Genomic DNA, 21,546 nt, shown 5'->3' on the forward strand with positions numbered 1-21,546 from the left:
CCTCGAACTGGCCACCCGCCCGCTCCTGGCCACCCACTCGTCGGCCCGCGCACTCCACGATCACCTAGGAGCACGGCGCGGCCGGTGCGCTCTTTCCCACCCCGACGGCGTTCCGTGGCACTACGGGGTGGTGCGGTCACTCTCGGTCAGGCTGCGGCCAGCTCCTCGCGGCTCGTCTCAAGGCTCCGGCGCCGCTCCCGGCGGTCCGCGGCGAGCACCGGGTCGAGCGAGGGGACCGCCGCCAGGAGCCGCCGGGTGTAGGGGTCCCGGGGCGCGCCGTACACCTCCTCGACGGTGCCCTGTTCGACGATCCGCCCGCCGCGCATGACGGCCACCCGGTCGCTGACCTGGCGCACCACGGACAGGTCGTGGGCGATGAAGACGAGCGCCAGGCCCAGTTCGGCCTGGAGGTCCGCGAGCAACGCCGTGACCTGGGCCTGGGTGGTGACGTCGAGGGCCGAGACGGGCTCGTCGCAGACGATCAGGCGCGGTTCGGCGGCGAGCGCGCGGGCGATGCCGACGCGCTGCCGCTGGCCGCCGCTGAACTCGTGCGGGTAGGCGTCGTAGCGGTCGGGGTCGAGCCCCACCCGGTCGAGGAGCTCGCGCACCCGCGCCCGGATCCGGGTGTCGTCCAGCTCGCCCGCCACCCGCAGCGGGTCGGCGATGGACTCGCCCACCGAGCGGCGCGGGTTGAGCGAGGAGACGGGGTCCTGGAACACCATCTGGAGCTCGCGCCGCAGCGGCCGGAAGGCCCGCTCGGACAGGCCGCCGATCTCCGTGCCCCCGTAACGGAGCCCGCCGGACGTCGGGTCGAGGAGCCGCACCAGCATCCGGCCCAGGGTGGTCTTTCCGCTGCCGGACTCGCCGACGACGCCGAGCGTCTCCCCGGCGCGCACGGTCAGCGACACGTCGTCGACGGCCGTGAACCGGTCCTTGCCGCGCCCGAACTCCCGCCGCAGACCGACGGCTTCGAGCAGCGGCTCGCCCTTCGACAAGGCAGCCGAGGCGGGCACGGTCCGCACCGGCCCGTCCAACCGGGGCACGGCGGCGAGCAGTTCACGCGTGTACGGCTCCGATGGCGCCGACAACACCCGCGCCACAGGCCCGCGTTCGACCTCGCGGCCACCGCGCATCACCAGGACCTCGTCCACGCTCTCGGCGGCCACGCCCACGTCGTGGGTGACGAGCAGCAGGCCCGTGCCGGTCTCCCGGCGCAGCTCGTGGAGCAGGTCGAGGATCTGGGCCTGGACGGTGACGTCGAGGGCGGTGGTCGGCTCGTCGGCGACGAGGAGGCGGGGCGCGCAGGCGAGGGCCATCGCGATGAGGGCGCGCTGGCGCATGCCGCCGCTGAACTCGTGGGGGCGGGAGCGGGCCCGGCGGGCGGCGTCGGGGATGCCGACCCGGTCGAGCACCTCGACCGCGCGGGCGCGGGCGGCCTTCCGGGAGCCGGGGTGGTGGATCCGGTACACCTCGGCGATCTGGTCGCCGATCGCGTAGTACGGGTCGAGCGCGGAGAGCGGGTCCTGGAAGACCATGGCGGCCACTCCGCCGCGCAGCCGCCGCAGTTCGGCCGCTCCGGCGGCGCCTACGTCGATGCCGCCGACGGTGACCCGGCCGCCGACCCGGGCGCCGGTGCCGTGGTGCAGGCCGAGGAGGGCGCCGGCCACGGTGGACTTGCCGCTGCCGGACTCGCCGACGAGGGCGAGCGCCCGGCCCGCCTCCAGGGTGAACGACAGCTCGTCCACGGCCCGTACGCCGCCCTCGAACTCGACGGTGAGGCCGTCGACGGCGACCAGCGGGGCACCGGCGTCGGGGAGTTCGGGTGCGGGGACGCTCATGTCAGGACCACCCTTCGGTCGGCGAGCGCGTAGAGGAGGTCGGCGACGACGTTCGCGACGACGACGGCGAGCCCCATGAGGAGGACGACACCCACGACCACCGGCAGGTCGATGTGCCGGACGGAGTCGATCAGGGTCTTGCCGAGCCCGGGGATGCCGAACAGCGACTCGGTGAGGACGGCGCCGCCGAACATCGAGCCGAGGTCGAGCGCGCTGAGCGCGATCACCGGCGGCACGGCCCCGCGCAGGGCGTGCCGGGTGACCACGGCCCGCTCCCCCACGCCGTACGCGCGGAAGGTGCGGATGTGGTCCTCGGCGAGCGTCTCCAGGGTCGAACTGCGGGTCATCCGGGCGTACTTGGCGGATTCAAAGAAGCCGAGGGTGAGCCAGGGAAGCAGCATGTTCCAGGCCCACTGCTCGGGGTCCTCGCCGAGCGGCACATAGGTCGGGAAGGGCAGCCACTGGAGGTAGGCGCAGACCACCATCAGCATCAGCAGGCCCAGGATGAAGACGGGCGTGCCGGTGCCGGCAAGGGTGAGCACGGTCAGGGTGCGCTCGGTGAGTCCGCCGCGGCGCAGCGCGGAGAGCACTCCGGTGCCGACGCCGACGAGGAGCCAGATGACCATGGCGCCGAGCGCGAGCGAGGCGGTGGCGGGCAGCCGCTCCAGGAGGAGCTCGGTGACCTGCTGGTCGTTCTGGTACGACAGGCCGAGGCAGGGCGCGTCGCAGTGCGTGACCGAGGTGCCGGCGGAGTAGTCGCGGCCGGTGAACACGCCCTGGAGGAAGTGCAGGTACTGGGTGAGGACGCCGTCGTTCAGGCCGAGCTGCTCGCGGACCTGGGCGATCTGCTGCGGGTTGCAGCGCTCGCCGCAGGCGAGCCGGGCGGGGTCGCCGGGCAGCAGGTAGAACAGCCCGTAGACGAGGACCGACAGCACGAGCAGCACGAGCGCGGCGCCCGCGAGCCGCTTCAGGAGGTAGCGGGTCATGAGGTCTTCTCCTTGCGGGCCCGCTTCTTCTCGCGGGCGGTGCCCACGCCGAGGCGGCCGGCCTCGCGCGGGTCCAGGGCCGTCCGGACGGCGTCGCCGAGCACGGTGAAGGCGAGCACGGTCGTGAAGAGCAGTCCGGCGGGCAGCAGGACGTACGCCGGGTCGGCGCGGAACCAGGTCTGCGCGGTGGACAGCATCTGCCCCCAGGACGGGGTGGGCGGGGTGACGCCCACCCCGAGGAAGGAGAGCGAGGCCTCGACGACGATGTTGGTGGGGACGAGGATCGCCGCGTAGGTGATGACGGGCGCGGCCAGCGAGGGGATCAGCTCGCGCCGGGCGGTCCGCCGCCGGCCCGAGCCGGCCAGCCGCGCGGCGGCGACGAAGTCCAGGCTCTTGAGGGTGAGGGTCTGGGCGCGCACGATCCGGGAGGTGCCGGCCCAGCCGAGCAGGCCGATGACCAGGATCAGCAGCAGCGGGCGGGGGAAGTCGCGGGGCACGACGGCGGTGAGCGCGATGGCCAGCACGAGGAAGGGCAGGGCGACGAAGACGTCGGTGATCCGGCTCAGGACGGCGTCGGCCCAGCGGCTGCCGAGACCGGCGGCGAGGCCGACGAGCAGGCCGATGAGGATCTGCACGGCGGTGGCGCCGACGGCGACGAGCAGCGAGATCCGGGCGCCGTAGAGGAGCCGGACGAACAGGTCGCGGCCGGTGCCGGGTTCGACGCCGAGCCAGTGGTCGGCGCTGATCCCGCCGAAGGAGCCGTACGGGACGCCGCCGCGGGCGGAGTCCACGAGGTCGTCGTGGTACGTGTGCGGGTCCTGGCCGGCGAGGGCCGCGAGCAGCGGGGCGGCGACGGCGAGCAGGACGAGCAGGGCGAGCACGGAAGCGGCGGCGAGGGCGGAGGGCCGGGTCCGCAGCCTCCGCCACACCTGCCGGGCGGCGCCCGTGGCGGGGGTGACCGCCACGGGCGCCGACACGTCGGACGAGGAGCGGAGCGAGGTCACTTGACCGCGACCTGCGAGATGTCGAGGACGCCGGTCCAGTCGCTGATGACGACGTTCTTGACGTCCTTGCCGACGAGCCGCTTGTAGACGGGGTGGAAGAGCGGCACGTCGAGCGCCTGCTCGCCGATCTTCTTGTCCAGGGCGCCCCAGCGGACGGCGGCGGCCTTGAGGTCGGTCAGCTTGTTGATCTCGTCGATCTCCGCGTTGACCGCCGGGTCGTTCAGCTGCGCGTGGTTGTAGTTGGAGCCGTTGGTGACGATCTGGCGTCCGTCGAAGATCGGCGCGAGGAACGGGCCGCCGGCCGGCCAGTCGGCGCCCCAGCGGGAGAGGAAGAAGCCGGGCGCGTCCTTGACGCTCCAGCGCTTCTCGTTGAAGGAGTTGGGCTCCTGGCCGTCCAGCTTGACGGTGATGCCGGCCTTGGCGAGGGCCTCCTGGATCGCGGTGGCGACCTCGGGGCTGGTGGCGCGGTTCTGGGCGGTGGAGTGCAGCAGGGTGACGGTCAGGCCGTTCGGGTAGCCGGCCTCCTTGAGGACCTGCTTGGCCTTGGCCGGGTCACCGGTCTTGCCGGCCGGGAAGTGGTCGTACGGCGTGTAGCCGAAGGACGCCTGGTTCGGCAGGAAGGTGGTGGCCGCCTCGGCGAGGGCGGAGCCGCCGGCCGCGTTGACGACGCTGGTGCGGTTGATGGCGTAGGAGATCGCCTGGCGCACCTTCGGGTTGTCGAAGGGCTTCACCTTCGGGTTGAAGGCGAGGTAGTTGGTGTAGCCGAAGTGGCCGGTGCCGACGCGGGCCGCGAGCGCCTTGTCGGAGCCGACCTGGGCGAGCTCGGCCGGGCCGAGGTTGATGTCGGTGGTGACGGCGGCGGCGTCGGCGCCCGCAGAGGTGGAGAGCCGCTGGTTGACGACGGCCTCGTCCAGACCCGACTTGACGTCGATCGTGTCGGGGTAGGCCTTGCGCTCCTCGTCGGTCTTGGGGTCCCAGTGCGGGTTGCGCTCCAGGACGAGCCGCTGACCGTCGTTCTCGTTCTTGACGACCTTGTACGGACCCGAGGAGACCGGGTGCTCCTCGTACTTGGCGCCGGTGTCCTTGGCCTGGGGGACGGGGGCGAACTGGGTCTGGGTGGCGACGAAGGGGAACTCGCCCTCGGGCTTCTTCAGCTTGAAGACGATGGTCTTGGCGTCGGGGACGACGATCGACGCGAGGCCGCCCTTGTCCTTGTAGGGGCCCTGGTAGGTGTCGCCGCCGACCAGCCAGTCACGCAGGTAGGGGGCGCCGCCGGAGAGCTCGGCCGCGAAGGAGCGCTCGATGCCGTACTTGATGTCGGCGCTGGTGATGGGCGTGCCGTCCTCGAACTTCAGCCCGTCCTTGAGGGTGTACGTCCACTCGGTGGCGTCCTTGTTGGGGCGGCCGGTGTCGGTGGCGAGGTCGGGGACGACCTGGGTGCCGGCGGCGCCCGCCTCGCGGTTGCGGGTGGTGAGCGTACGGAAGACGAGGGAGGGGACGTTGCCGCCGCCGGAGGTGTAGAGGCGGGCGGGGTCGAAGTCCTCCTGGGCCTCGGCGTTGAGGACGGTGAGGGTGCCGCCCTTCCGCGGGCCGCCCTCGGCCTTGCCGGAGGCACCCTTGCCACTGGCGTCCTGCGGTCCGGCGCAGGCGACGGCGCCCGAGGCCAGGACGAGACTGACGGCGGCCGCTGCCGCGCGGCGCGAGATGACGGACGGTTGACGCATGGGAAGGAGACCTCTCGGAGTGAACTGCGGCGAACTGCCGGAAACGGCACGGGATTTCCGCAGGCACGGCACAGCCGTCGCCGAGAAGCACTCGGGAGACTCGGGAGAGGGGAACGCGCGCCTGCGGGGGTCTGGGACGGCCCGGGCGCGGCGGAGAAAGGGGACGGCGACTACAGAAGGGCCGACGAGCGCGCGGGCTGCGTCAGCTACAGAGGATGTCGGCGACCGCGTGTCCGGTCACGCCGAAGAGCGCCAGCTCAAGGGCGGCGCGATCGGAGGCGGCGTGACGGGGCGACATGCCGAGAAATATGGACGAACGCCTGAACGATGTCAACGCGCATATACACATTTCTGAGACGCCTGTCTCACATACCGGACAGCCCCTTGGCCGTCCGGCCCGCCAGGCCATCAACTCCCGGGGTGCACCCACGGGTTGGGGCGGCACTTGATGTCGTCGATGTCCAGGGACTTCGTCTGCTGCTGCATCACGGGAGCGAGCGCGCCCGGCGTGCGGCAGCTCACATGGGTGTGCCCGAGCCGGTGCCCGACCTCGTGATTGATGAGCATCTGGCGGTAGGCGTGCATCGCCTTGGGTCCGAAGGTCGCCGAGCCCTGCGCCCAGCGGAACGCGTTGATCATCACGCGCTGGGTGGAGGCGGAGTCGCAGGACACGTTGTCGATGGTGGTGTCCAGACCGGACTTCCGGCACCACTCGCCGGTGGTCCCCGGGCTGGCCAGGGTGATCACGAACTGCGGCTCCCCGCTGGAGATCCGCTCGAAGGTCATCTCGCCGTCACCGGCCCAGCTGCGCCGGTCGTTGAGGGTCTTCTGCACGGCCTGCGCGAAGAGCGCCGGGTCCAGGCCGAGGCCCTTCTCGACGTCGACCCGGTAGCGGATCTTGCGGCCCTTGCCGGGCGCCCGGTCGAAGCCGGGGACGGCCTCGAACTCCGCCGGGCCCTTCAGCTTCGGGTCGATCGGGAACTGCCGGGCCATCAGCTGCTCGTACGAGGGCGGCGCGGCCGGCACCGGCTTCGCCGGCGTGTCCCGGTCGTCGGAGCGGGACGCCTGGCTCGCCGCCCCGGCCCGGTCCGTGGAGTCGTCGGCCGAACGGGACTGGGGCGTCCCGTCCTTCTCGCGCTCGGCGACCTGACCGGCGACGACCAGGGCGAGCACGGTGGTGACAGCCGCCGCGGCGATACCGGTGAGGGTACGCCCGAGCCCCCCGGCCCGAACCGCCTGCCGCCCACGCACCCGCGGGGCGGGCCCGTCCGACACGGACGGCTCCGCCGCCGGGGGCGCCTCGCGGCGCGGCGCGGGGATGAACGGGGCCGCGGGCGCGGCGGGCGGGTAGGGGTAGCGGGCGGGCGACGCGCCCCGCTCGTCGTGGACCGGGTGCCCACCGCGTACGAAGGGGTCGGCGGCGGTGTCGTACGGACCCTGGAAGAAGGGGGTGCCGTGCGTCGGCGTGTCGGCGGGGCCCCGGTGGCGGGGGCTGCCGGGCATCGGGGTGCCGACCGGGCCCTGGCGGCGAGGGCTGCCGTGCGGCGAAGTGTCGGCCGGGCCCTGGTGGCGAGGGGTGCCGTGCACCGGCGTGTCGTACGCGCCGGGGGTCTGCTGGGGCTGCTGCCCCGCGCCCCGCCTGCGGCGTCCCGTGCCCGGCGTCATCCCCGGCCCCGGCGTCACGCCCGGCCCTGCCGGCGTCCCCGGCCCCGGCACCGTCCCCGGCGCCACGGCATCCCACTGCCCGGTGTCGGCCGCCGGCGCGTCGGGGCCCTTGCGACTATGTCGTCCCACGGTGCGCTTCAGCTCCCGCCCTCGGCCGACGTCACGTCGGCCGCATCGGTGATCAGCTCCCGCAGCGCGGCGGCGACCTGCTCCGGATACTCCATCATCGCCACGTGCCCGGCCTCCGGGAGCGTGAGGAGCCGTGAGCCGCGGAACGTGGCGGCGGCCCGGTGCGCCATGCGGTACGACACGAGCTGGTCGCGCCCGCCGTACACGAGCAGCGTCGGCGCGAGCACCCGCTCCGCCTGCCGCCACAGACCGTGCTGGCCGCCCAGGGTGTAGGCGTCGACGATGCCGCGCGAGGAACGGGCCATCGCGTCCCAGAAGTAGGGCAGCTCCAGCCGCCGCTCCATCTCCTCGACGGCGTGCCGGAAGCCCTCGTCGGTGACCTGGCGGGGGTCCCCGTAACAGAGCGAAAGGACCCCGCGGACCCGCTGCTCGGCCGTCCACTCCCGGGTGAGGCGCGCGAAGAGACCGGCGACGCCCGGCACCGCGAGCAGCGCGGTCGGCCACGCGGACTTCTGGGCGCGCAGCTCGGGCAGCGCCGGGGAGATCAGCGTCAGGGTGCGGACCAGGTCGGGCCGGACCGCCGCGACCCGGGTGGAGACCGCGCCGCCCAGCGAGTTGCCGACGAGGTGCACGGGCCCGCGGCCCGCCGCGTCCAGGTACCGGATGACGGCCCTGGCGTGCCCCGTCACGGAGTAGTCGGCGTCGTCCGGCGGCGGCGAGTCGCCGAAGCCGGGCAGGTCGAGCGCCTCGCCGTCGACGAGGTCGGAGACCAGCGGCATCAGGGCCGACCAGTTCTGCGAGGAGCCGCCGAGGCCATGCACGTACAGCGCGGGCGCGAGGCCGGCCGTCGTGCCGGGCCGCGCGCGCACGGTCAGCGTGAGTCCGGGCAGCGCGACGGAGCGCAGCTCCTCGCCGTCGGCGACCCGCACGGCGCGCGACCGGGTCGCGGGCGATGCGGCGGTCCGGGTTTCCGGCAGCTCGGTCGAGGACATGGCAGCGATATTACGAGACGATCACGCCCGGGCGCGTGTGCGTGGCGTCACAGGATCGGGTGCGGTGGGCCTGGGGAGCTCCTACGCTCGAAAGGTGAGGGTCATCAGGCAGGGCCCGTCAGGACCCGCGGACCCCGCTCGTGCCGGAAGGAACCGCATGACTGCCGACCCGACCGAGCCGGACACATTCGCCGAGAAAGAGGACGTCGTGCTCGACGAGGAGATCCCGGAGGCCGACGCGGCCGAACAGCACGCCGAGCTTCAGCAGCGCGAGGACGAACCGCTCGTCCACCTCGCGCACGAGTCGGCGAACGACGCGGACGCCGTGGAACAGACCCGTGTGGTCGCCCTGGACGAGGACGACTACCGCTGACGACGGCGACGGCGGGGGCTCCGTACGCCGCCCGGAAAGGCGTGCCCGGACCCTTCCTTCACCTCTTGATTCCCCTTCGACAGTGATTCCGCTCTCGCCCTGGGCGTCCGGTCCGTGAAATTCTGCGTTCGCACCGCGCACAGCCGGGTTACCCAAAAGTACGATGGCGGCGCGACGCCAATGCGCGCATGGATCGATATTTGGAGGCGGCGTGAGCGCCATCGAGCAGACAGAGGCAGCACGCCCTCGGGGCACGCGCCTGCCGCGCCGTGCCCGACGCAACCAGCTGCTCGGCGCGGCCCAGGAGGTGTTCGTCGCCCAGGGGTACCACTCGGCCGCCATGGACGACATCGCCGAGCGGGCCGGGGTCAGCAAGCCGGTCCTTTACCAGCACTTCCCGGGCAAGCTGGAGCTCTACCTCGCCCTGCTCGACCAGCACTGCGAGGCGCTGCTCGTGTCGGTCCGCACGGCGCTGGCGTCCACCTCGGACAACAAGCTCCGGGTGGCCGCGACCATGGACGCCTACTTCGCGTACGTGGAGGACGAGGGCGGCGCCTTCCGCCTGGTCTTCGAGTCGGACCTCACCAACGAGCCGGCCGTCCGCGAGCGCGTCGACCGGGTCAGCATGCAGTGCGCCGAGGCGATCTGCGAGGTCATCGCCGAGGACACCGGTCTTGCCAAGGACGAGGCGATGCTGCTGGCCGTCGGCCTCGGCGGCGTCTCCCAGGTCGTCGCCCGCTACTGGCTCTCCAGCGAGTCCCCGGTCCCCCGCGACAAGGCGGTGGCGCTGCTGACCTCGCTCGCCTGGCGCGGCATCGCGGGCTTCCCGCTGCACCCGGTGGACGGACTGCTGACCGCCGAGGGCCACTGACCCGGTCGGCTGTTCGCTCCTGGCGTGCGGCGGCTGCGCCGTGCGCGTCGCCTCACCGGGCTAATGTGTGCAGCGTACGGCGCGGTATCCCGCGCACAGCCTGACCGTTCGGAGGGACATAGCCGTGGAGGTCAAGATCGGCGTGCAGTACGCACCCCGGGAGATCGTTCTGGAGAGCGGGCAGTCCGCCGAGGAGGTCGAGCGCGCGGTGGCCGACGCGCTGGCCGGCAAGGCGCAGCTGCTCAGCCTGACGGACGAGAAGGGCCGCAAGGTCCTCGTGCCGGCCGACAAGATCGCGTACGTCGAGCTCGGTGAGCCCGAGGTCCGCCGGGTGGGCTTCGGCACGCTCTGAGCGGTGGTGAACGACCGGAAGGCCCGGTGGACCTGGTCCACCGGGCCTTCCGTATGCCCACGTCAGGGCGTATGGGGAGGATTGTGTTCGGCGCTCGCCGGGTAGGACGGGTGTGACCGAACTGCCCGCCCCGCACCGCACGCGAGGTGATTCGCCGTGTTCCTGGAAGCTCTCGGTTCCGCCCTGCTCGGCTTCGCCCTGGCCTGGGCCGCCGTGCACCGGCTGCCCGACCGCCTCCCCGCCCGCGCCGCAGTCCTCCTCACGGGCTCGCTCGGCGCGGTCTTCGGCGCCCTGGTGACCCACGGGGCCCTGGGCCCCGGCCACTTCCTCGCCACCCTGACCGGCGCGGTCGCGGTGGCGGCGGTGCTGCTCTCGCTGCTCGTCCGGCCTGCCTCACGACGCCTGCGCCGATCAGCCGCGGCGGGCTGACCGGGTCTTCGGGGCCTACAGGGGCCTCGGGGCTTTCGCCGTCTAGGCGGCCAGGCCCAGTGCGGCCATCCGCTTGGTGTGCGCCTCGGTGATACGGGAGAACATCCGGCCGACCTCGGCCAGGTCGAAGCCCGCCGCCATCCCGTCCACGCCGCCGACCAGCATCGTCGACAGCGCGTCGCGCTCGGCGACCACGCGCTGGGCCTGCGAGAGCGCCTCGCCCATCAGCCGGCGGGCCCACAGCGCGAGCCGGCCGCCGACGCGCGGGTCTGCGTCGATCGCGGCGCGGACCTTCTCCACGGCGAAGTTGCCGTGGCCGGTGTCGTCGAGCACCGACAGCACCAGGCCGCGGGTGTCGGAGTCGAGCCGGGCGGCGACCTCGCGGTAGAAGTCGCTGGCGATGGAGTCGCCCACGTAGGCCTTGACCAGGCCCTCCAGCCAGTCCGACGGAGCGGTCAGGTGGTGGAAGTCGTCCAGCGCCTTGGCGAACGGCTCCATCGCGTCGGTCGGCTCGGCGTCCACGGCGGCGAGCCGGTCGCGCAGCCGCTCGAAGTGGTGGAACTCGGCGGAGGCCATCTTCGCCAGCTCCGCCTTGTCCGCGAGGGTCGGCGCCAGCTTGGCGTCCTCGGCGAGCCGCTCGAACGCGGCCAGCTCGCCGTAGGCCAGCGCGCCGAGCAGGTCGATCACGGCGGCGCGGTACTGCGGTACGGCGGAGGCCGTGGCCCAGTCCTGGGCGGCGATACCGGTGGGTGTGGCGTTGTCAGGCGTCTCCATGAAGCGCACAATAGCCCGCTCCCATGCCCCGCCAGAGCGTCGACCGGTCACTGTGACCGTGGCCTCGGCGGAAATTCTCCCGACACACATGCGCGATTCCGGGGTACAGTGGTAATGCGCCTGCTGAGTATGCGGACATGCTTTCGCACGTTCGGACGTACCCGGTGGGCCGACTCATGAATGAGGATGCCCGGTCGGTGGCCCGATCGGCTCCGGCCCGACAGCCCTTCCGGCGCACCCGCCGAGGGGTCCCTCAGCGGCACGACGCTCGAGCGACGGCAGTGGTCCCGCGCCACCCGGTCAAGGCCCTCACGGCCCGACCGGAAGTGATCCGGCACGGTACGACCCCCAGCGTTCGCCTCGCGCCGCGTCTCACAGAAGAGGCAGTTCCCTGACTACGTTCCGAGACCTCGGGATTCTTCCCGAGACGGCCGAGGCCCTGGAAGCCGTCGGCATCGTTTCCCCCTTTCCGATCCAGGAGATGACCCTTCCGGTCGCCCTCTCGGGCACCGACGTCATCGGCCAGGCCAAGACCGGCACGGGCAAGACCCTCGGTTTCGGCCTGCCCATCCTGGAGCGCGTGACGGTCCCCGCGGACGTCGAGGCAGGCCGGGCCACGCCCGAGCAGCTGACCGACGCCCCGCAGGCGCTCGTCGTCGTCCCCACCCGTGAGCTCTGCCAGCAGGTCACCAACGACCTGCTGACCGCCGGCAAGGTGCGCAATGTGCGCGTCCTCGCCATCTACGGCGGCCGCGCGTACGAGCCGCAGGTCGAGGCGCTCAAGAAGGGCGTCGACGTGATCGTCGGCACCCCGGGCCGCCTGCTCGACCTGGCCGGCCAGCGCAAGCTGGACCTCTCCCACGTCCGGGTCCTGGTCCTGGACGAGGCCGACGAGATGCTCGACCTGGGCTTCCTGCCCGACGTCGAGAAGATCATCAACATGCTTCCGGCGAAGCGTCAGACCATGCTGTTCTCGGCGACCATGCCGGGCGCCGTCATCGGTCTGGCCCGTCGCTACATGGCGAAGCCCACGCACATCCGCGCCACCGAGCCGGACGACCAGGGCGCGACCCACAAGAACATCACGCAGCGCGTCTACCGCGCGCACAACATGGACAAGCCGGAGATGGTCTCCCGCATCCTGCAGGCCCGTGGCCGCGGACTCGCGATGATCTTCTGCCGCACCAAGCGCACGGCGGCCGACATCGCCGAGCAGCTGGAGCGCCGCGGCTTCGCCTCCGGCGCGGTCCACGGCGACCTCGGCCAGGGCGCCCGCGAGCAGGCGCTGCGCGCCTTCCGCAACGGCAAGGTCGACGTGCTCGTCGCCACCGACGTGGCCGCGCGCGGCATCGACGTCGAGGGCGTCACGCACGTCATCAACTACCAGTCCCCCGAGGACGAGAAGACCTACCTCCACCGCATCGGCCGCACCGGCCGCGCGGGCGCGAGCGGCACCGCGATCACGCTGGTCGACTGGGACGACATCCCGCGCTGGCAGCTGATCAACAAGGCGCTTGAGCTGGACTTCAACGACCCGGTCGAGACCTACTCCAGCTCCCCGCACCTCTACGCCGAGCTGGACATCCCCGAGGGCACCAAGGGCATCCTGCCGCGCGCCGAGCGGACCCGCGCGGGTCTGGGCGCCGAGGAGCTTGAGGACCTGGGCGAGCCGGGCGGCCGTCGGGCCCGCGGCCCGCGCCAGGACCGACAGGAGAAGACCGAGGAGCGCCCCGAGCGCACCCGGACGCCGCGCCAGCGCCGCCGCACCCGTGGTGGTTCCGAGGCCGGTGCCGCCGTCGAGATGCCGGCCGCCGCGCCGGTCGAGTCCGCCGACGTCCCCGCCGAGGCCACCGGCCCGCGCACCCCGCGCCGCCGTCGCCGTACCCGTGCCCCGGGCTCGACGGGCGTGCCCGTCGCCGGTGCCGCGCCGGTGACCGAGGCCCCGGCCGCCGCGCCGAAGGCCGAGCCGGTCGAGGCTCCCGCCGCCGTGGCTCCGGCCGCGGCCGCTCCGGCCGGCGGCTTCCGTGCCCCCGAGGAGCGGACCACCGCCCCGAAGAGCGCCACCCGTGGGCGTCGCGCCGAGGCCCCGGCCGCGGAGTTCCGCGCCGCCGCCGCGCCGACCGAGGCTCCGGCCGCCGCTCCGGTGGCCGCCCCGGCCGCCGCCGAGGCTCCCGCCGAGGCGCGTCCGCGTCGCCGCCGGGGTCGTGGCGGGCGTGCGGAGGGTGCCGCTCCGGTGGCCGCCGCTCCGGCCGCCGAGGCTCCGGCCACCGCGCCGCGCCGGCGTCGGGTCCGGCGTCCGGCCGAGGACACGGTGACCTTCCAGACGGTCGAGACGGCCGCCGCCGCGCTCGCCGCCGACCGCCGTACGGCCTCGGTCCCGGCCCAGACGGCCGAGGAGCCCAAGGCCCCGGTCGCCGCCGAGGAGCCCAAGGCGCCCCGGCGCCGGGTGACCCGCAAGGCCACCGCCTCGGCGGAGACCTCGGTCCCGGCCCAGGCCGCCGAGCCCGTCGTCGCCGCTCCCGCGGCCCAGGCCGAGCCGGTCGCCGCCCCTGTGGCGGAGGCCGCCGTGCCGGCGCAGACGTCCCCGGCCCCCCGGGCCCGGCGCCGTGCGACCCGTCCGGCCACCAGCAGCGCGCCCACGGTGACCGCCGAGGCCCCCGCGGCCCCGGAGACCCCCGCGGCGCCCGTCGTCGAGGAGCCCGCCGCTCCCCGGCCGCGCCGTCGGGCGACCCGTAAGGCGTCCAGCCCGGTCACGACCACCCCGGCGGCCGAGGCCGTCGTGGTGATCGAGGCCCCCAAGGCCCCGGTCGTCGAGGCGCCCGTCGTCGAGACCCCGGCCGCCGAGGCCGTCGTGGCGCCGAAGGCCCCGCGCAAGCGGGCCGCCAAGAAGGCCGTCGTGGCTGCCGAGCCCGCCGAGGCCGAGGCCCCGAAGACCCCGCGCAAGCGGACCGTCAAGAAGGCCGTCGCCGAGCCCGTGGCCGAAGCTCCGGTCGCGGAGGCCGAGGCCCCGAAGGCGCCGCGCAAGCGGGCCGCCAAGAAGGCCGTCGTGGCCGAGCCCGCCGCCGAAGCACCGGCCGCCGAGGCCCCGAAGGCCCCGCGCAAGCGCGTGGCCAAGAAGGCCGTCGCCGCCGAGGCGCCGGACGCCTCGGAGCCCAAGGCGCCCGCCCGTCGGCGTACGACGAAGAAGGCGGCCGAGGCGCCCGCCGAGACCGTCGAGGCCCCGAAGGCGCCGCGCAAGCGGGCCGCCAAGAAGGCCGTCGCCGCCGAGCCCGAGGCGTAGGCACCCAGCGGTCGCCGCGGCCCGGTCCCTCACCGAGGGGCCGGGCCGCGGCGCGTTCGCGGACGGTTACAGTCCCTGTATGAGCAAGCCCCGGTCCCTGGCGCTGCCGCCCCGCACCCGTGCCTACCGGCTCACGACCGCGCGCGGCTCCTTCGCCGTCCTCGACACGGTCCCCGAGGGTGCGCCGCGCGGTACGGCGCTGCTGCTGCCCGGCTACACGGGCAGCAAGGAGGACTTCCTCGCCCTGCTCGGCCCGCTGAGCGAGGCCGGTTACCGCGCGGTGGCCGTCGACGGGCGCGGTCAGCACGAGACCCCGGGGCCGCGCGGCCGGGCCGCGTACCGGCGCAGGGCGCTGGCGCTCGACGCCGTGGCGCAGGCGGCGGCGCTCGGCGACGGTCCGGTGCATCTGCTCGGCCACTCGTTCGGCGGTCTGGTGGCCCGCGCGGCCGCCGGGCTCGCGCCGGACGCGTTCCGCTCGCTGACCCTGCTGTCCTCGGGTCCCGGCCGGGTCGCGCGCTCGCAGCGGGTGCGGGTCCGGGCGCTGCGCACGGCGCTCGCGCTGCTGTCGAAGGAGCGGGTGTGGCGGGCGACGAGGTGGCTGGACAGCCGGGGCGAGGAGCCGGGCGCCTCCGATCCGCCGGAGATCGTGGGCTTCCTGCGCCGGCGCTGGATGCGCACCCGGATCGCCCAGCTGGCGGGCGCGGGCCGGCTGCTGCTCGGTGACCCGGACGGTACGGCGGCGCTGGCGGCGCTGCCGTTGCCGCTGCACCTCGCGTACGGCGACGAGGAGACGGTCTGGCCGGTGCCGGAGCTGGCCGCGGCGGCGGCCCGCACGGGCGCGCACCACACGGTGGTGGCGGGCGCGGGCCACTCCCCCAATGTGTCGCACCCGCGCGAGCTCGCCGACCGGCTGACCGCGTTCTGGGACCTGGCGGCCCAGGTCAGTACTGCGTCTGGAGGTGCTGCCAGAAGCCGTCGCGCAGCGCCCGGCGCAGTGCGGCGTGGCCGCGCAGGGAACGGCTGAGCAACCGTTCCGCCTCGACCAGGAGCTCCTGGTCGACGTGGCCCGGCAGGTAGGGGCGCCCGGGGAGGAGTTCGGCGAGCTGGTCACGGCCCCGTTCGGCGAGCCAGGTGGCGGCGATCTGGGCGCCGATGAAGCGCACCTCGTCGCGCGAGGGCGGCGGCTCGCCCTCGTTCTCGTACATGGTGACGGGCTTGCGGGTGACGTAGGGGCGGCAGAAGTCGAGGTCGAAGGTGCGCTGGCTGTCGACCTCCCAGAGCAGCGCCTCGGCCTGGTTGCGGCCCTCGGCGGCCTCGATGCCCCACAGGTGGACGCGGGCGCCGTAGCCCTGGGCGGCCTCGACGGCGGAGACCAGGTCCTCGTCGCCGCCGACGAGGGCGGCGTCGCTGATGGCGCGGTGCCGGGCGAGGGACTCCAGGTCGGAGCGGATGAGGGAGTCGACGCCCTTCTGCTGGTTGTTGGCGTTGAGGTTGCCGAGGCGGACCTTGACGTCCGGGAGCTCCGCGATGGACTGCTGCTCGGGGGTGTGGATGCGGCGCCGGGCGCCGTCGTACCAGTAGACGCGCAGCAGCCTGCTGTCCGCGAAGATCGTGCGGGCGGTGTCGATGAAGGCGTCGATGAGGCCCTCGGCGTCCAGGTCGAAGGAGCGCCGGTCCTCGATGCCCGCGACAAGCAACCCGGCCGCAGCATAGACGTAACCCGCGTCGACGAAGATGGCGTGGGTCGAGGGGGTCTTCGCCACCTCGGCGAGCATCCGCTGGAGGAGCTCGTTGGTGCGCTCCAGACGGGCTTCGAGCAGGTCCGTCCGGTCCGTCCCGGCCTTCCCCACCGGCACGTAGTTAGTCATCCGAAAAATTTCCTTAGCGTAGGGAATGTTTGCAGGATGCACGTCGTTGTACAGGTACGTAAGACAGTTCTCCTCCAGGAGGAACACCTCAGACGAAGGGAGAAGCCCATGCGCTTCGAAATCCTGCGACTCGACGACATCGACGGTACGCCCGTCGACCGGACCGTCGTGGACGCCGCCTCCGTCAACCGGATCGTGCAGCAGGCCGCCGCAATCGGTCAGCGCATCTGGATCCGCCCGGCCGAGACCTCGGCCTCGTAACCCGTAGAAGCACACCGCGCCCCCGCATGGACTCCGCAGAACGGAATCCGTACGGGGGCGCAGTGGCGTCCGGGGGCCGCTAGGAGCCCTGGATGACCTGGGTGACGCCGTTGATGATCTGCTGCACGGCGATGGCCGAGAGCATCATGCCGGCGAGCCGGGTCACCAGGACCACGCCGCCGTCCTTGATGACCCGGATGATCAGCAGCGAGTAGCGCATGGCCAGCCAGAGCACGACGTGCATGGCGGCGATGGCGCTCCAGACGGCGACCTGGGAGGACACGCTGTCGGCGTTCTGCACGGCGAGGATGACCGACACGATGGCGCCGGGCCCGGCGAGCAGCGGCATGCCCAGCGGTACGAGCGCGACGTTGACGTCCTTGGTCTGCTTGGGCTCGTCGGTCTTGCCGGTGAGCAGGTCGAGCGCGATCAGCAGCAGGAGCAGACCGCCCGCGATCATCAGCGCGGGGACGGAGACGTGCAGATAGGCCAGGATCTGCTGGCCGAGGATGCCGAAGACGGTGATGACACCGAAGGCGACGGCCACGGCCTGCCAGGCCATGCGCTTCTGGACCTTGGCGGCGCGGCCGGAGGTCAGGGCGAGGAAGATCGGCGTGATCCCGGGGGGATCCATGATCACGAAGAGGGTGAGGAAGAGCGAGCCGAAGACGGCGACGTCGAACACGGTGATGGGCCTTGCGGGAAAGGGGCGTACAAGAACATCCGGAACCGGCGGTTCCGGAGAGTGGGCAGGAGAATGCCCCACGGGGGCCGGGGCCCCGAAGAGGGAAGGAAGGCCGGACCCGGGGAGGGCCGCCGGGCCGTGACGGGCCGGGCCGTGGAGGACCGGGACCGCGGGTGGGCCGGGGCCGGGAGGATCCGGGCCGGGATCATCCGGGCCGGGGAGTCCGGACCGGAGCGATCCAGGCCGGGGAGTCCGGACCGGAGCGATCCGAGCCAGGGAGTCCCGACCGGAGCGACCCGAGCCAGGGAGATCCTGGCCAGGAGATCCAGGCCGGAGCGGTCCGGGCCGGGAAGGCTAGGCGGGTCCGCCGGCGCCGGGGACCGGGAAGGCGCCCGTGGCGCGGCGGGTGATCTCGCCGTAGATCTCGGGGTCCGTCGTACAGTCCCCGAGGCCGCAGGTCTTGCGGCTGCCGTGGTAGTCGCTGGAGCCGGTGGTCAGCAGGCCGAGCTCGCCCGCCAGACCGCGCAGCCGCGCCCGGGTGGGCAGGTCGTGGTCCATGTGGTCGACCTCGATGCCGTCGAGTCCGGCCTCGGCCAGCATCGCGATGGCGGACTCGGGCACGCACTCGCCGCGCTTGACGGCCAGCGGGTGGGCGAAGACGGTGACGCCGCCGGCCGCCTTGACCAGGCGGATCGCCTCGACCGGGTCCAGCTCGTGCTTCTCGACGTACGCCCGGCCGCCGTCGGCCAGCCACTCCTGCGTGAAGGCGCCGGAGACGTCCGGCACGACACCGAGCTCGACCAGCGCCTCCGCGACGTGCGGGCGGCCCACGGAGCCGTCACCCGCGATCCGGGCGACCTGCTCCCAGGTGACCGGGACGCCGAGCTCGCGCAGCTTGCCGACCATCGCCCGCGCGCGGGGCACCCGGTCGTCGCGCACCAGCTCGCGCTCGGCGGAGAGGGCGGGCTCCTCGGGGTCGAAGAGGTAGGCCAACATGTGCAGACTCACGCCGTCGAGGCGGCAGGACAGCTCGGCGCCGGTCACCAGCGTCAGCCCCTCGGGCAGCGCCGCGACGGCCTCGGCGTATCCGCGCGTGGTGTCGTGATCGGTCAGCGCGACCACGTCGAGCCCCGCGGCGGCGGCGTTGCGCACCAGCTCGGCCGGGGTGTCCGTACCGTCCGAAGCCGTGGAGTGGGTGTGCAGATCGATGCGCACGACGCGTGACTCCAGGGGCTCGGGGCGGACGGAGAGAACGCTCAAGGATAACGGGCGAATCGCACCCTTCCGTACGGAGCCGGAAAAGCCGTCGCCCCTTACGTGAGCGGCCTCGGCGTGAGCCCTCAGGTGAGCAGCCTCGGGGTCAGCGCCCCGCAGGGCAGGAGCTCGACCTCCGAGCCGGCGTCGCGCAGATCGGTCAGGACCAGCTCGTCGTACATCAGCAGTCCGGACTGCTCGGGCCACACGATGGCCCACAGCCACAGTCCGCGCGCCTCGCCCGCGAAGACCGCGCGGTCCTGCGGGGCGCCGGTGACGTGCCAGAGCGGGGTCGGGCGGCCGGCGGCGAGCACCTTGACCTGGGGCGGCTTGTCGATCGCCATCCCGGGTCCGGGGTCGGGTCCGTCGATGCCCGCGTACCGGGCGCCGAGTCCGACGCCGAGCTCCTCGGCGACGAGGAGCAGCTCCCCGATGCCGCCGAGCGGACCGGGGCCGGAGCAGGCGACGGCGGTCGCGCGTCCGCCGCTGCGGTCGTCACCGGCGTACGCGACCCCGGTGAAGAGCCATCCGACGGGCAGGGGCCACGGCATCCAGACCGGCACGTGGGCCCGGTGCACCACGACACCGAGGGCCTCGACGCTGGGCGGGATCACGGGCTGCAGCGGGTGCACCGAGCCATGCACGTCGCACTGCCAGGAGTCGGCAAAGAGACCGGGCGCCCTGACCCGGCCACCGCACTTCGGGCAACTGGGTTCGCCCCTCATAGGGCTCAACGGTCCTACCACCCGGGCCCCGCGTCAAGGACGATCACGGATGATCACCCGTCCGGCCGGAGACGTTCACTCCCGGTCGGACCCGGACACCGCCCGCGCGGATTTCGGGCAGCGCGCCCGGCGTCGTCGCACCCCGGGCGGACCGGCCTCAGTCCAGCGCCACCGACCTGCGCAGCGGGTCGCGCAGGTCCGTGCCGTGGGAGAGCCAGCGCTCCTCCAGGGCCTGGGCCCCGTGCACCCGCTTCCACGCCGCCTCGTTGGAGGTCATCGGCAGCAGCGGCAGGAAGCGGACCGGGTCCAGCGGGGCGTCGAGGTCCAGGTCCTCGACGAGGCCGCCCGACTCGGCGACCAGCACCGAGGCGAACGGCGCGCCCGGCCACAGCGGCTCGCCCACGTCGAGCGAGGCGCCGGGGGCCACGATCACGCCCTCGACCTGAGGGGTGGCGGCCAGCACCGCGAGCGGGCGCAGCACCTTGTCGGTGTCGGCGAGGCCACCGCGTACCGAGAGGACCAGCTCGGCGCGCGGGCCCTTCACCGGGTCGGCGAGGGTGGCCGTCGGGTCGGCCATCGGCTGGGCGGACATGCCGAGGGTCGCGTAGCGCACCAGGCCCGCCTCGGGGTCGACGAAGCGCAGGACCTCGATGCGGTCGGTGCCGAGGAAGGTCACCGCGGCCCGCGCGTCCGGCTCGCCGAAGGCCGTGCGGAGCCGGGCCTCTACCAGAGCAAGAATTTCTCCCATGCGGCGAGCATAAAGCGCGTATGGAACGGGCAAAGTAAGGGATTGACCCTCAGTCGGCTGATAGTCTTGGCCACTGGTCGGGACTCCCGACTGCTCGTCACACGTCATCCCTCACGAGGGACCGGCCGGAGGAGGTGGGACTGCGGTGGATCGAAGTCGATCGGGCAGTACCAAGCGCTCTTCCGCCCCGCACCCCAGCCCGGTGCGTTCCTCCCTCCGGTGACGTAGGCCCCGTTCGGGCCCCTCCTCTCCGGCATCTCGCACGACGGAAGAGCACGTCTCTCTTTGCCTGTCTGTAGCGAACGCCGTCATCGCGATCCTTCGGTGCCGCCCGCTTTGTGGACGACGTAGCACCACGTCCCCATTCCGGGCTGCGCCACGCTCGCCGACGGCCTCTCCGTGAAGGAGCATGCCCATGTCGATGATCCGTGACCTCCGCGCCGCCGTCCGCCCCTCCCTGCGGCACCCCCTGCGCAAGACCGACACCGCCTCCCCGTACGCCAATTACGACGCCACCCGCGACCCCTCGGCCGCCACCGCCGTCGTCGACTGCGCCGTCTACCGCGACGGGCGCCGGGTCGACGACCGCGAGTGCCTCACGCCGCGCGGCGCGATGCGCCAGGTACGGGACGGCGGCGGCTTCGCCTGGATCGGGCTGCACGAGCCGACCGAGGCCGAATTCGCCGGTATCGCCGCCGAGTTCGGGCTGCACCCGCTCGCCGTCGAGGACGCCGTCCACGCCCACCAGCGACCCAAGCTGGAGCGGTACGACGACACCCTCTTCACCGTCTTCAAGACGATCCACTACGTCGAGCACGCCGAGCTCACCGCGACCAGCGAGGTCGTCGAGACCGGCGAGGTCATGTGCTTCACCGGCCCCGACTTCGTCATCACCGTCCGGCACGGCGGCCAGGGCTCGCTGCGCAACCTCCGGCACCGCCTCCAGGGCGAGCCCGAGCTGCTCGCCAAGGGCCCCTCGGCCGTCCTGCACGCCATCGCGGACCATGTCGTCGACGGCTACATCGCGGTCGCCGACGCCGTCGAGCTCGACATCGACCAGATCGAGATCGACGTCTTCTCGCCGCCCGCCAAGGGCTCCACGCGCGGCACCGACACCGGCCGGATCTACCAGCTCAAGCGTGAGGTCCTGGAGTTCAAGCGGGCCGTCACGCCGCTGCTGCGCCCGATGCAGCTGCTCAGCGAGCGGCCGATGCGGCTGGTCGACCCCGACATCCAGAAGTACTTCCGGGACGTCGCCGACCACCTCGCCCGCGTCCAGGAGCAGGTCGTCGGCTTCGACGAGCTGCTGAACTCGATCCTCCAGGCCAACCTGGCGCAGGCGACCGTCGCGCAGAACGAGGACATGCGCAAGATCACCTCATGGGCGGCGATCGTCGCCGTCCCGACGGCGGTCTGCGGCGTGTACGGCATGAACTTCGAGTACATGCCGGAGCTGGAGTGGAAGTACGGCTACCCGATGGTGCTCGCGGGTATCGCCGCTATCTGTTTCACCATCCACCGCACCCTCAAGCGCAACGGCTGGCTGTAGCGCGACCGGCGCGCGCCGGTCGCGCCGGTCGATAGGCTG

At 73.2% G+C, this 21,546-nt stretch carries 21 protein-coding genes; 8 read left to right on the plus strand and 13 right to left on the minus strand.

Annotated features, from left to right (window positions below):
- Positions 1-146: 146 nt before the first annotated feature.
- The 7 genes from ABTZ54_RS29285 to ABTZ54_RS29315 form a co-directional block, all read right to left on the minus strand.
- Entirely contained in the window at positions 147-1,838 is a 1,692-nt protein-coding gene (locus ABTZ54_RS29285) for an ABC transporter ATP-binding protein (protein ID WP_351668818.1), read from the minus strand.
- The gene (locus ABTZ54_RS29290; RefSeq protein ID WP_351668820.1) at positions 1,835-2,824 is read right to left on the minus strand and encodes an ABC transporter permease; all 990 of its coding nucleotides are present in this window, start codon (positions 2,822-2,824) and stop codon (positions 1,835-1,837) included. The genes ABTZ54_RS29285 and ABTZ54_RS29290 overlap by 4 nt, the downstream gene beginning before the upstream one ends.
- Positions 2,821-3,801, minus strand: coding sequence for an ABC transporter permease (locus tag ABTZ54_RS29295; RefSeq protein ID WP_502997337.1), 981 nt, complete (start codon positions 3,799-3,801; stop codon positions 2,821-2,823). The genes ABTZ54_RS29290 and ABTZ54_RS29295 overlap by 4 nt, the downstream gene beginning before the upstream one ends.
- Before the next feature lie 23 nt (positions 3,802-3,824).
- The gene (locus tag ABTZ54_RS29300; RefSeq protein ID WP_351668822.1) at positions 3,825-5,552 is read right to left on the minus strand and encodes an ABC transporter substrate-binding protein; all 1,728 of its coding nucleotides are present in this window, start codon (positions 5,550-5,552) and stop codon (positions 3,825-3,827) included.
- Between the two features lie 202 nt (positions 5,553-5,754).
- Positions 5,755-5,850, minus strand: coding sequence for an Ms4533A family Cys-rich leader peptide (locus tag ABTZ54_RS29305; protein WP_351668824.1), 96 nt, complete (start codon positions 5,848-5,850; stop codon positions 5,755-5,757).
- A gap of 110 nt (positions 5,851-5,960) precedes the next feature.
- Positions 5,961-7,346: a DUF3152 domain-containing protein gene (locus ABTZ54_RS29310; RefSeq protein WP_351668826.1), complete on the minus strand. Its 1,386-nt coding sequence runs from the start codon at positions 7,344-7,346 to the stop codon at positions 5,961-5,963.
- Between the two features lie 8 nt (positions 7,347-7,354).
- Complete coding sequence (locus ABTZ54_RS29315) at positions 7,355-8,338, minus strand: alpha/beta fold hydrolase (protein ID WP_351668828.1); 984 nt, start codon at positions 8,336-8,338, stop codon at positions 7,355-7,357.
- Positions 8,339-8,495: 157 nt separating this feature from the next.
- Between ABTZ54_RS29315 and ABTZ54_RS29320 the strand changes: the two genes are divergently transcribed.
- From ABTZ54_RS29320 to ABTZ54_RS29335, 4 genes are all read left to right on the plus strand, one after another.
- Complete coding sequence (locus ABTZ54_RS29320; RefSeq protein ID WP_351668830.1) at positions 8,496-8,711, plus strand: Rv3202a family protein; 216 nt, start codon at positions 8,496-8,498, stop codon at positions 8,709-8,711.
- A 211-nt stretch (positions 8,712-8,922) separates the two neighbouring features.
- Positions 8,923-9,582 (plus strand): TetR/AcrR family transcriptional regulator, encoded by a 660-nt coding sequence (locus tag ABTZ54_RS29325; RefSeq protein ID WP_351668832.1) that lies wholly within the window; start codon positions 8,923-8,925, stop codon positions 9,580-9,582.
- 124 nt (positions 9,583-9,706) lie between these two features.
- Entirely contained in the window at positions 9,707-9,934 is a 228-nt protein-coding gene (locus tag ABTZ54_RS29330; protein ID WP_351668834.1) for a DUF3107 domain-containing protein, read from the plus strand.
- A 156-nt stretch (positions 9,935-10,090) separates the two neighbouring features.
- Positions 10,091-10,363, plus strand: a complete 273-nt coding sequence (locus ABTZ54_RS29335; protein WP_351668836.1) for a hypothetical protein — start codon at positions 10,091-10,093, stop codon at positions 10,361-10,363.
- 42 nt (positions 10,364-10,405) lie between these two features.
- On the opposite strand, the gene ABTZ54_RS29340 is transcribed toward ABTZ54_RS29335, so the two are convergent.
- Positions 10,406-11,137 carry a ferritin-like fold-containing protein gene (locus ABTZ54_RS29340; protein ID WP_351668838.1) on the minus strand — a complete coding sequence of 244 codons (732 nt, stop codon included), beginning with the start codon at positions 11,135-11,137 and terminating at the stop codon, positions 10,406-10,408.
- Positions 11,138-11,618: 481 nt separating this feature from the next.
- On the opposite strand from ABTZ54_RS29340, the gene ABTZ54_RS29345 reads away from it, so the two are divergent.
- Together ABTZ54_RS29345 and ABTZ54_RS29350 are read left to right on the plus strand one after the other, a co-directional pair.
- A complete protein-coding gene (locus tag ABTZ54_RS29345; RefSeq protein WP_351668840.1) occupies positions 11,619-14,417 on the plus strand; it encodes a DEAD/DEAH box helicase in 2,799 nt (932 codons plus the stop codon).
- A gap of 79 nt (positions 14,418-14,496) precedes the next feature.
- Positions 14,497-15,441 carry an alpha/beta fold hydrolase gene (locus tag ABTZ54_RS29350; protein ID WP_351668842.1) on the plus strand — a complete coding sequence of 315 codons (945 nt, stop codon included), beginning with the start codon at positions 14,497-14,499 and terminating at the stop codon, positions 15,439-15,441.
- Here ABTZ54_RS29350 and ABTZ54_RS29355 read toward each other — a convergent pair.
- Complete coding sequence (locus tag ABTZ54_RS29355) at positions 15,359-16,285, minus strand: NYN domain-containing protein (RefSeq protein ID WP_351668844.1); 927 nt, start codon at positions 16,283-16,285, stop codon at positions 15,359-15,361. The two genes, ABTZ54_RS29350 and ABTZ54_RS29355, sit on opposite strands and share 83 nt — an antisense overlap.
- A gap of 108 nt (positions 16,286-16,393) precedes the next feature.
- Between ABTZ54_RS29355 and ABTZ54_RS29360 the strand changes: the two genes are divergently transcribed.
- Positions 16,394-16,546: a DUF8834 family protein gene (locus ABTZ54_RS29360; protein ID WP_086823662.1), complete on the plus strand. Its 153-nt coding sequence runs from the start codon at positions 16,394-16,396 to the stop codon at positions 16,544-16,546.
- A gap of 79 nt (positions 16,547-16,625) precedes the next feature.
- On the opposite strand, the gene ABTZ54_RS29365 is transcribed toward ABTZ54_RS29360, so the two are convergent.
- The 4 genes from ABTZ54_RS29365 to ABTZ54_RS29380 form a co-directional block, all read right to left on the minus strand.
- Positions 16,626-17,231 carry a MarC family protein gene (locus ABTZ54_RS29365; protein WP_351668846.1) on the minus strand — a complete coding sequence of 202 codons (606 nt, stop codon included), beginning with the start codon at positions 17,229-17,231 and terminating at the stop codon, positions 16,626-16,628.
- A 354-nt stretch (positions 17,232-17,585) separates the two neighbouring features.
- Positions 17,586-18,446: a PHP domain-containing protein gene (locus tag ABTZ54_RS29370; protein ID WP_351668848.1), complete on the minus strand. Its 861-nt coding sequence runs from the start codon at positions 18,444-18,446 to the stop codon at positions 17,586-17,588.
- A gap of 125 nt (positions 18,447-18,571) precedes the next feature.
- Positions 18,572-19,210, minus strand: coding sequence for a DUF6758 family protein (locus tag ABTZ54_RS29375; RefSeq protein ID WP_351668850.1), 639 nt, complete (start codon positions 19,208-19,210; stop codon positions 18,572-18,574).
- Between the two features lie 157 nt (positions 19,211-19,367).
- Positions 19,368-19,958 carry a suppressor of fused domain protein gene (locus ABTZ54_RS29380; protein WP_351668852.1) on the minus strand — a complete coding sequence of 197 codons (591 nt, stop codon included), beginning with the start codon at positions 19,956-19,958 and terminating at the stop codon, positions 19,368-19,370.
- A 415-nt stretch (positions 19,959-20,373) separates the two neighbouring features.
- Between ABTZ54_RS29380 and ABTZ54_RS29385 the strand changes: the two genes are divergently transcribed.
- A complete protein-coding gene (locus ABTZ54_RS29385; RefSeq protein ID WP_351668854.1) occupies positions 20,374-21,507 on the plus strand; it encodes a magnesium and cobalt transport protein CorA in 1,134 nt (377 codons plus the stop codon).
- Positions 21,508-21,546: the final 39 nt, after the last annotated feature.

The sequence above is a fragment of the Streptomyces sp. NPDC094032 genome, assembly GCF_040303965.1.
Classification (GTDB): domain Bacteria; phylum Actinomycetota; class Actinomycetes; order Streptomycetales; family Streptomycetaceae; genus Streptomyces.

What these genes read in the sequence shown, in the direction of transcription:
- ABTZ54_RS29285 (WP_351668818.1), bottom strand. Translation starts at nt 1,838, where the DNA reads ATGAGCGTCCCCGCACCCGAACTCCCCGACGCCGGTGCCCCGCTGGTC.
- ABTZ54_RS29290 (WP_351668820.1), bottom strand. Translation starts at nt 2,824, where the DNA reads ATGACCCGCTACCTCCTGAAGCGGCTCGCGGGCGCCGCGCTCGTGCTG.
- ABTZ54_RS29300 (WP_351668822.1), bottom strand. Translation starts at nt 5,552, where the DNA reads ATGCGTCAACCGTCCGTCATCTCGCGCCGCGCGGCAGCGGCCGCCGTC.
- ABTZ54_RS29305 (WP_351668824.1), bottom strand. Translation starts at nt 5,850, where the DNA reads ATGTCGCCCCGTCACGCCGCCTCCGATCGCGCCGCCCTTGAGCTGGCG.
- ABTZ54_RS29315 (WP_351668828.1), bottom strand. Translation starts at nt 8,338, where the DNA reads ATGTCCTCGACCGAGCTGCCGGAAACCCGGACCGCCGCATCGCCCGCG.
- ABTZ54_RS29320 (WP_351668830.1), top strand. Translation starts at nt 8,496, where the DNA reads ATGACTGCCGACCCGACCGAGCCGGACACATTCGCCGAGAAAGAGGAC.
- ABTZ54_RS29340 (WP_351668838.1), bottom strand. Translation starts at nt 11,137, where the DNA reads ATGGAGACGCCTGACAACGCCACACCCACCGGTATCGCCGCCCAGGAC.
- ABTZ54_RS29345 (WP_351668840.1), top strand. Translation starts at nt 11,619, where the DNA reads ATGACCCTTCCGGTCGCCCTCTCGGGCACCGACGTCATCGGCCAGGCC.
- ABTZ54_RS29350 (WP_351668842.1), top strand. Translation starts at nt 14,497, where the DNA reads ATGAGCAAGCCCCGGTCCCTGGCGCTGCCGCCCCGCACCCGTGCCTAC.
- ABTZ54_RS29355 (WP_351668844.1), bottom strand. Translation starts at nt 16,285, where the DNA reads ATGACTAACTACGTGCCGGTGGGGAAGGCCGGGACGGACCGGACGGAC.
- ABTZ54_RS29360 (WP_086823662.1), top strand. Translation starts at nt 16,394, where the DNA reads ATGCGCTTCGAAATCCTGCGACTCGACGACATCGACGGTACGCCCGTC.
- ABTZ54_RS29375 (WP_351668850.1), bottom strand. Translation starts at nt 19,210, where the DNA reads ATGAGGGGCGAACCCAGTTGCCCGAAGTGCGGTGGCCGGGTCAGGGCG.
- ABTZ54_RS29380 (WP_351668852.1), bottom strand. Translation starts at nt 19,958, where the DNA reads ATGGGAGAAATTCTTGCTCTGGTAGAGGCCCGGCTCCGCACGGCCTTC.
- ABTZ54_RS29385 (WP_351668854.1), top strand. Translation starts at nt 20,374, where the DNA reads ATGTCGATGATCCGTGACCTCCGCGCCGCCGTCCGCCCCTCCCTGCGG.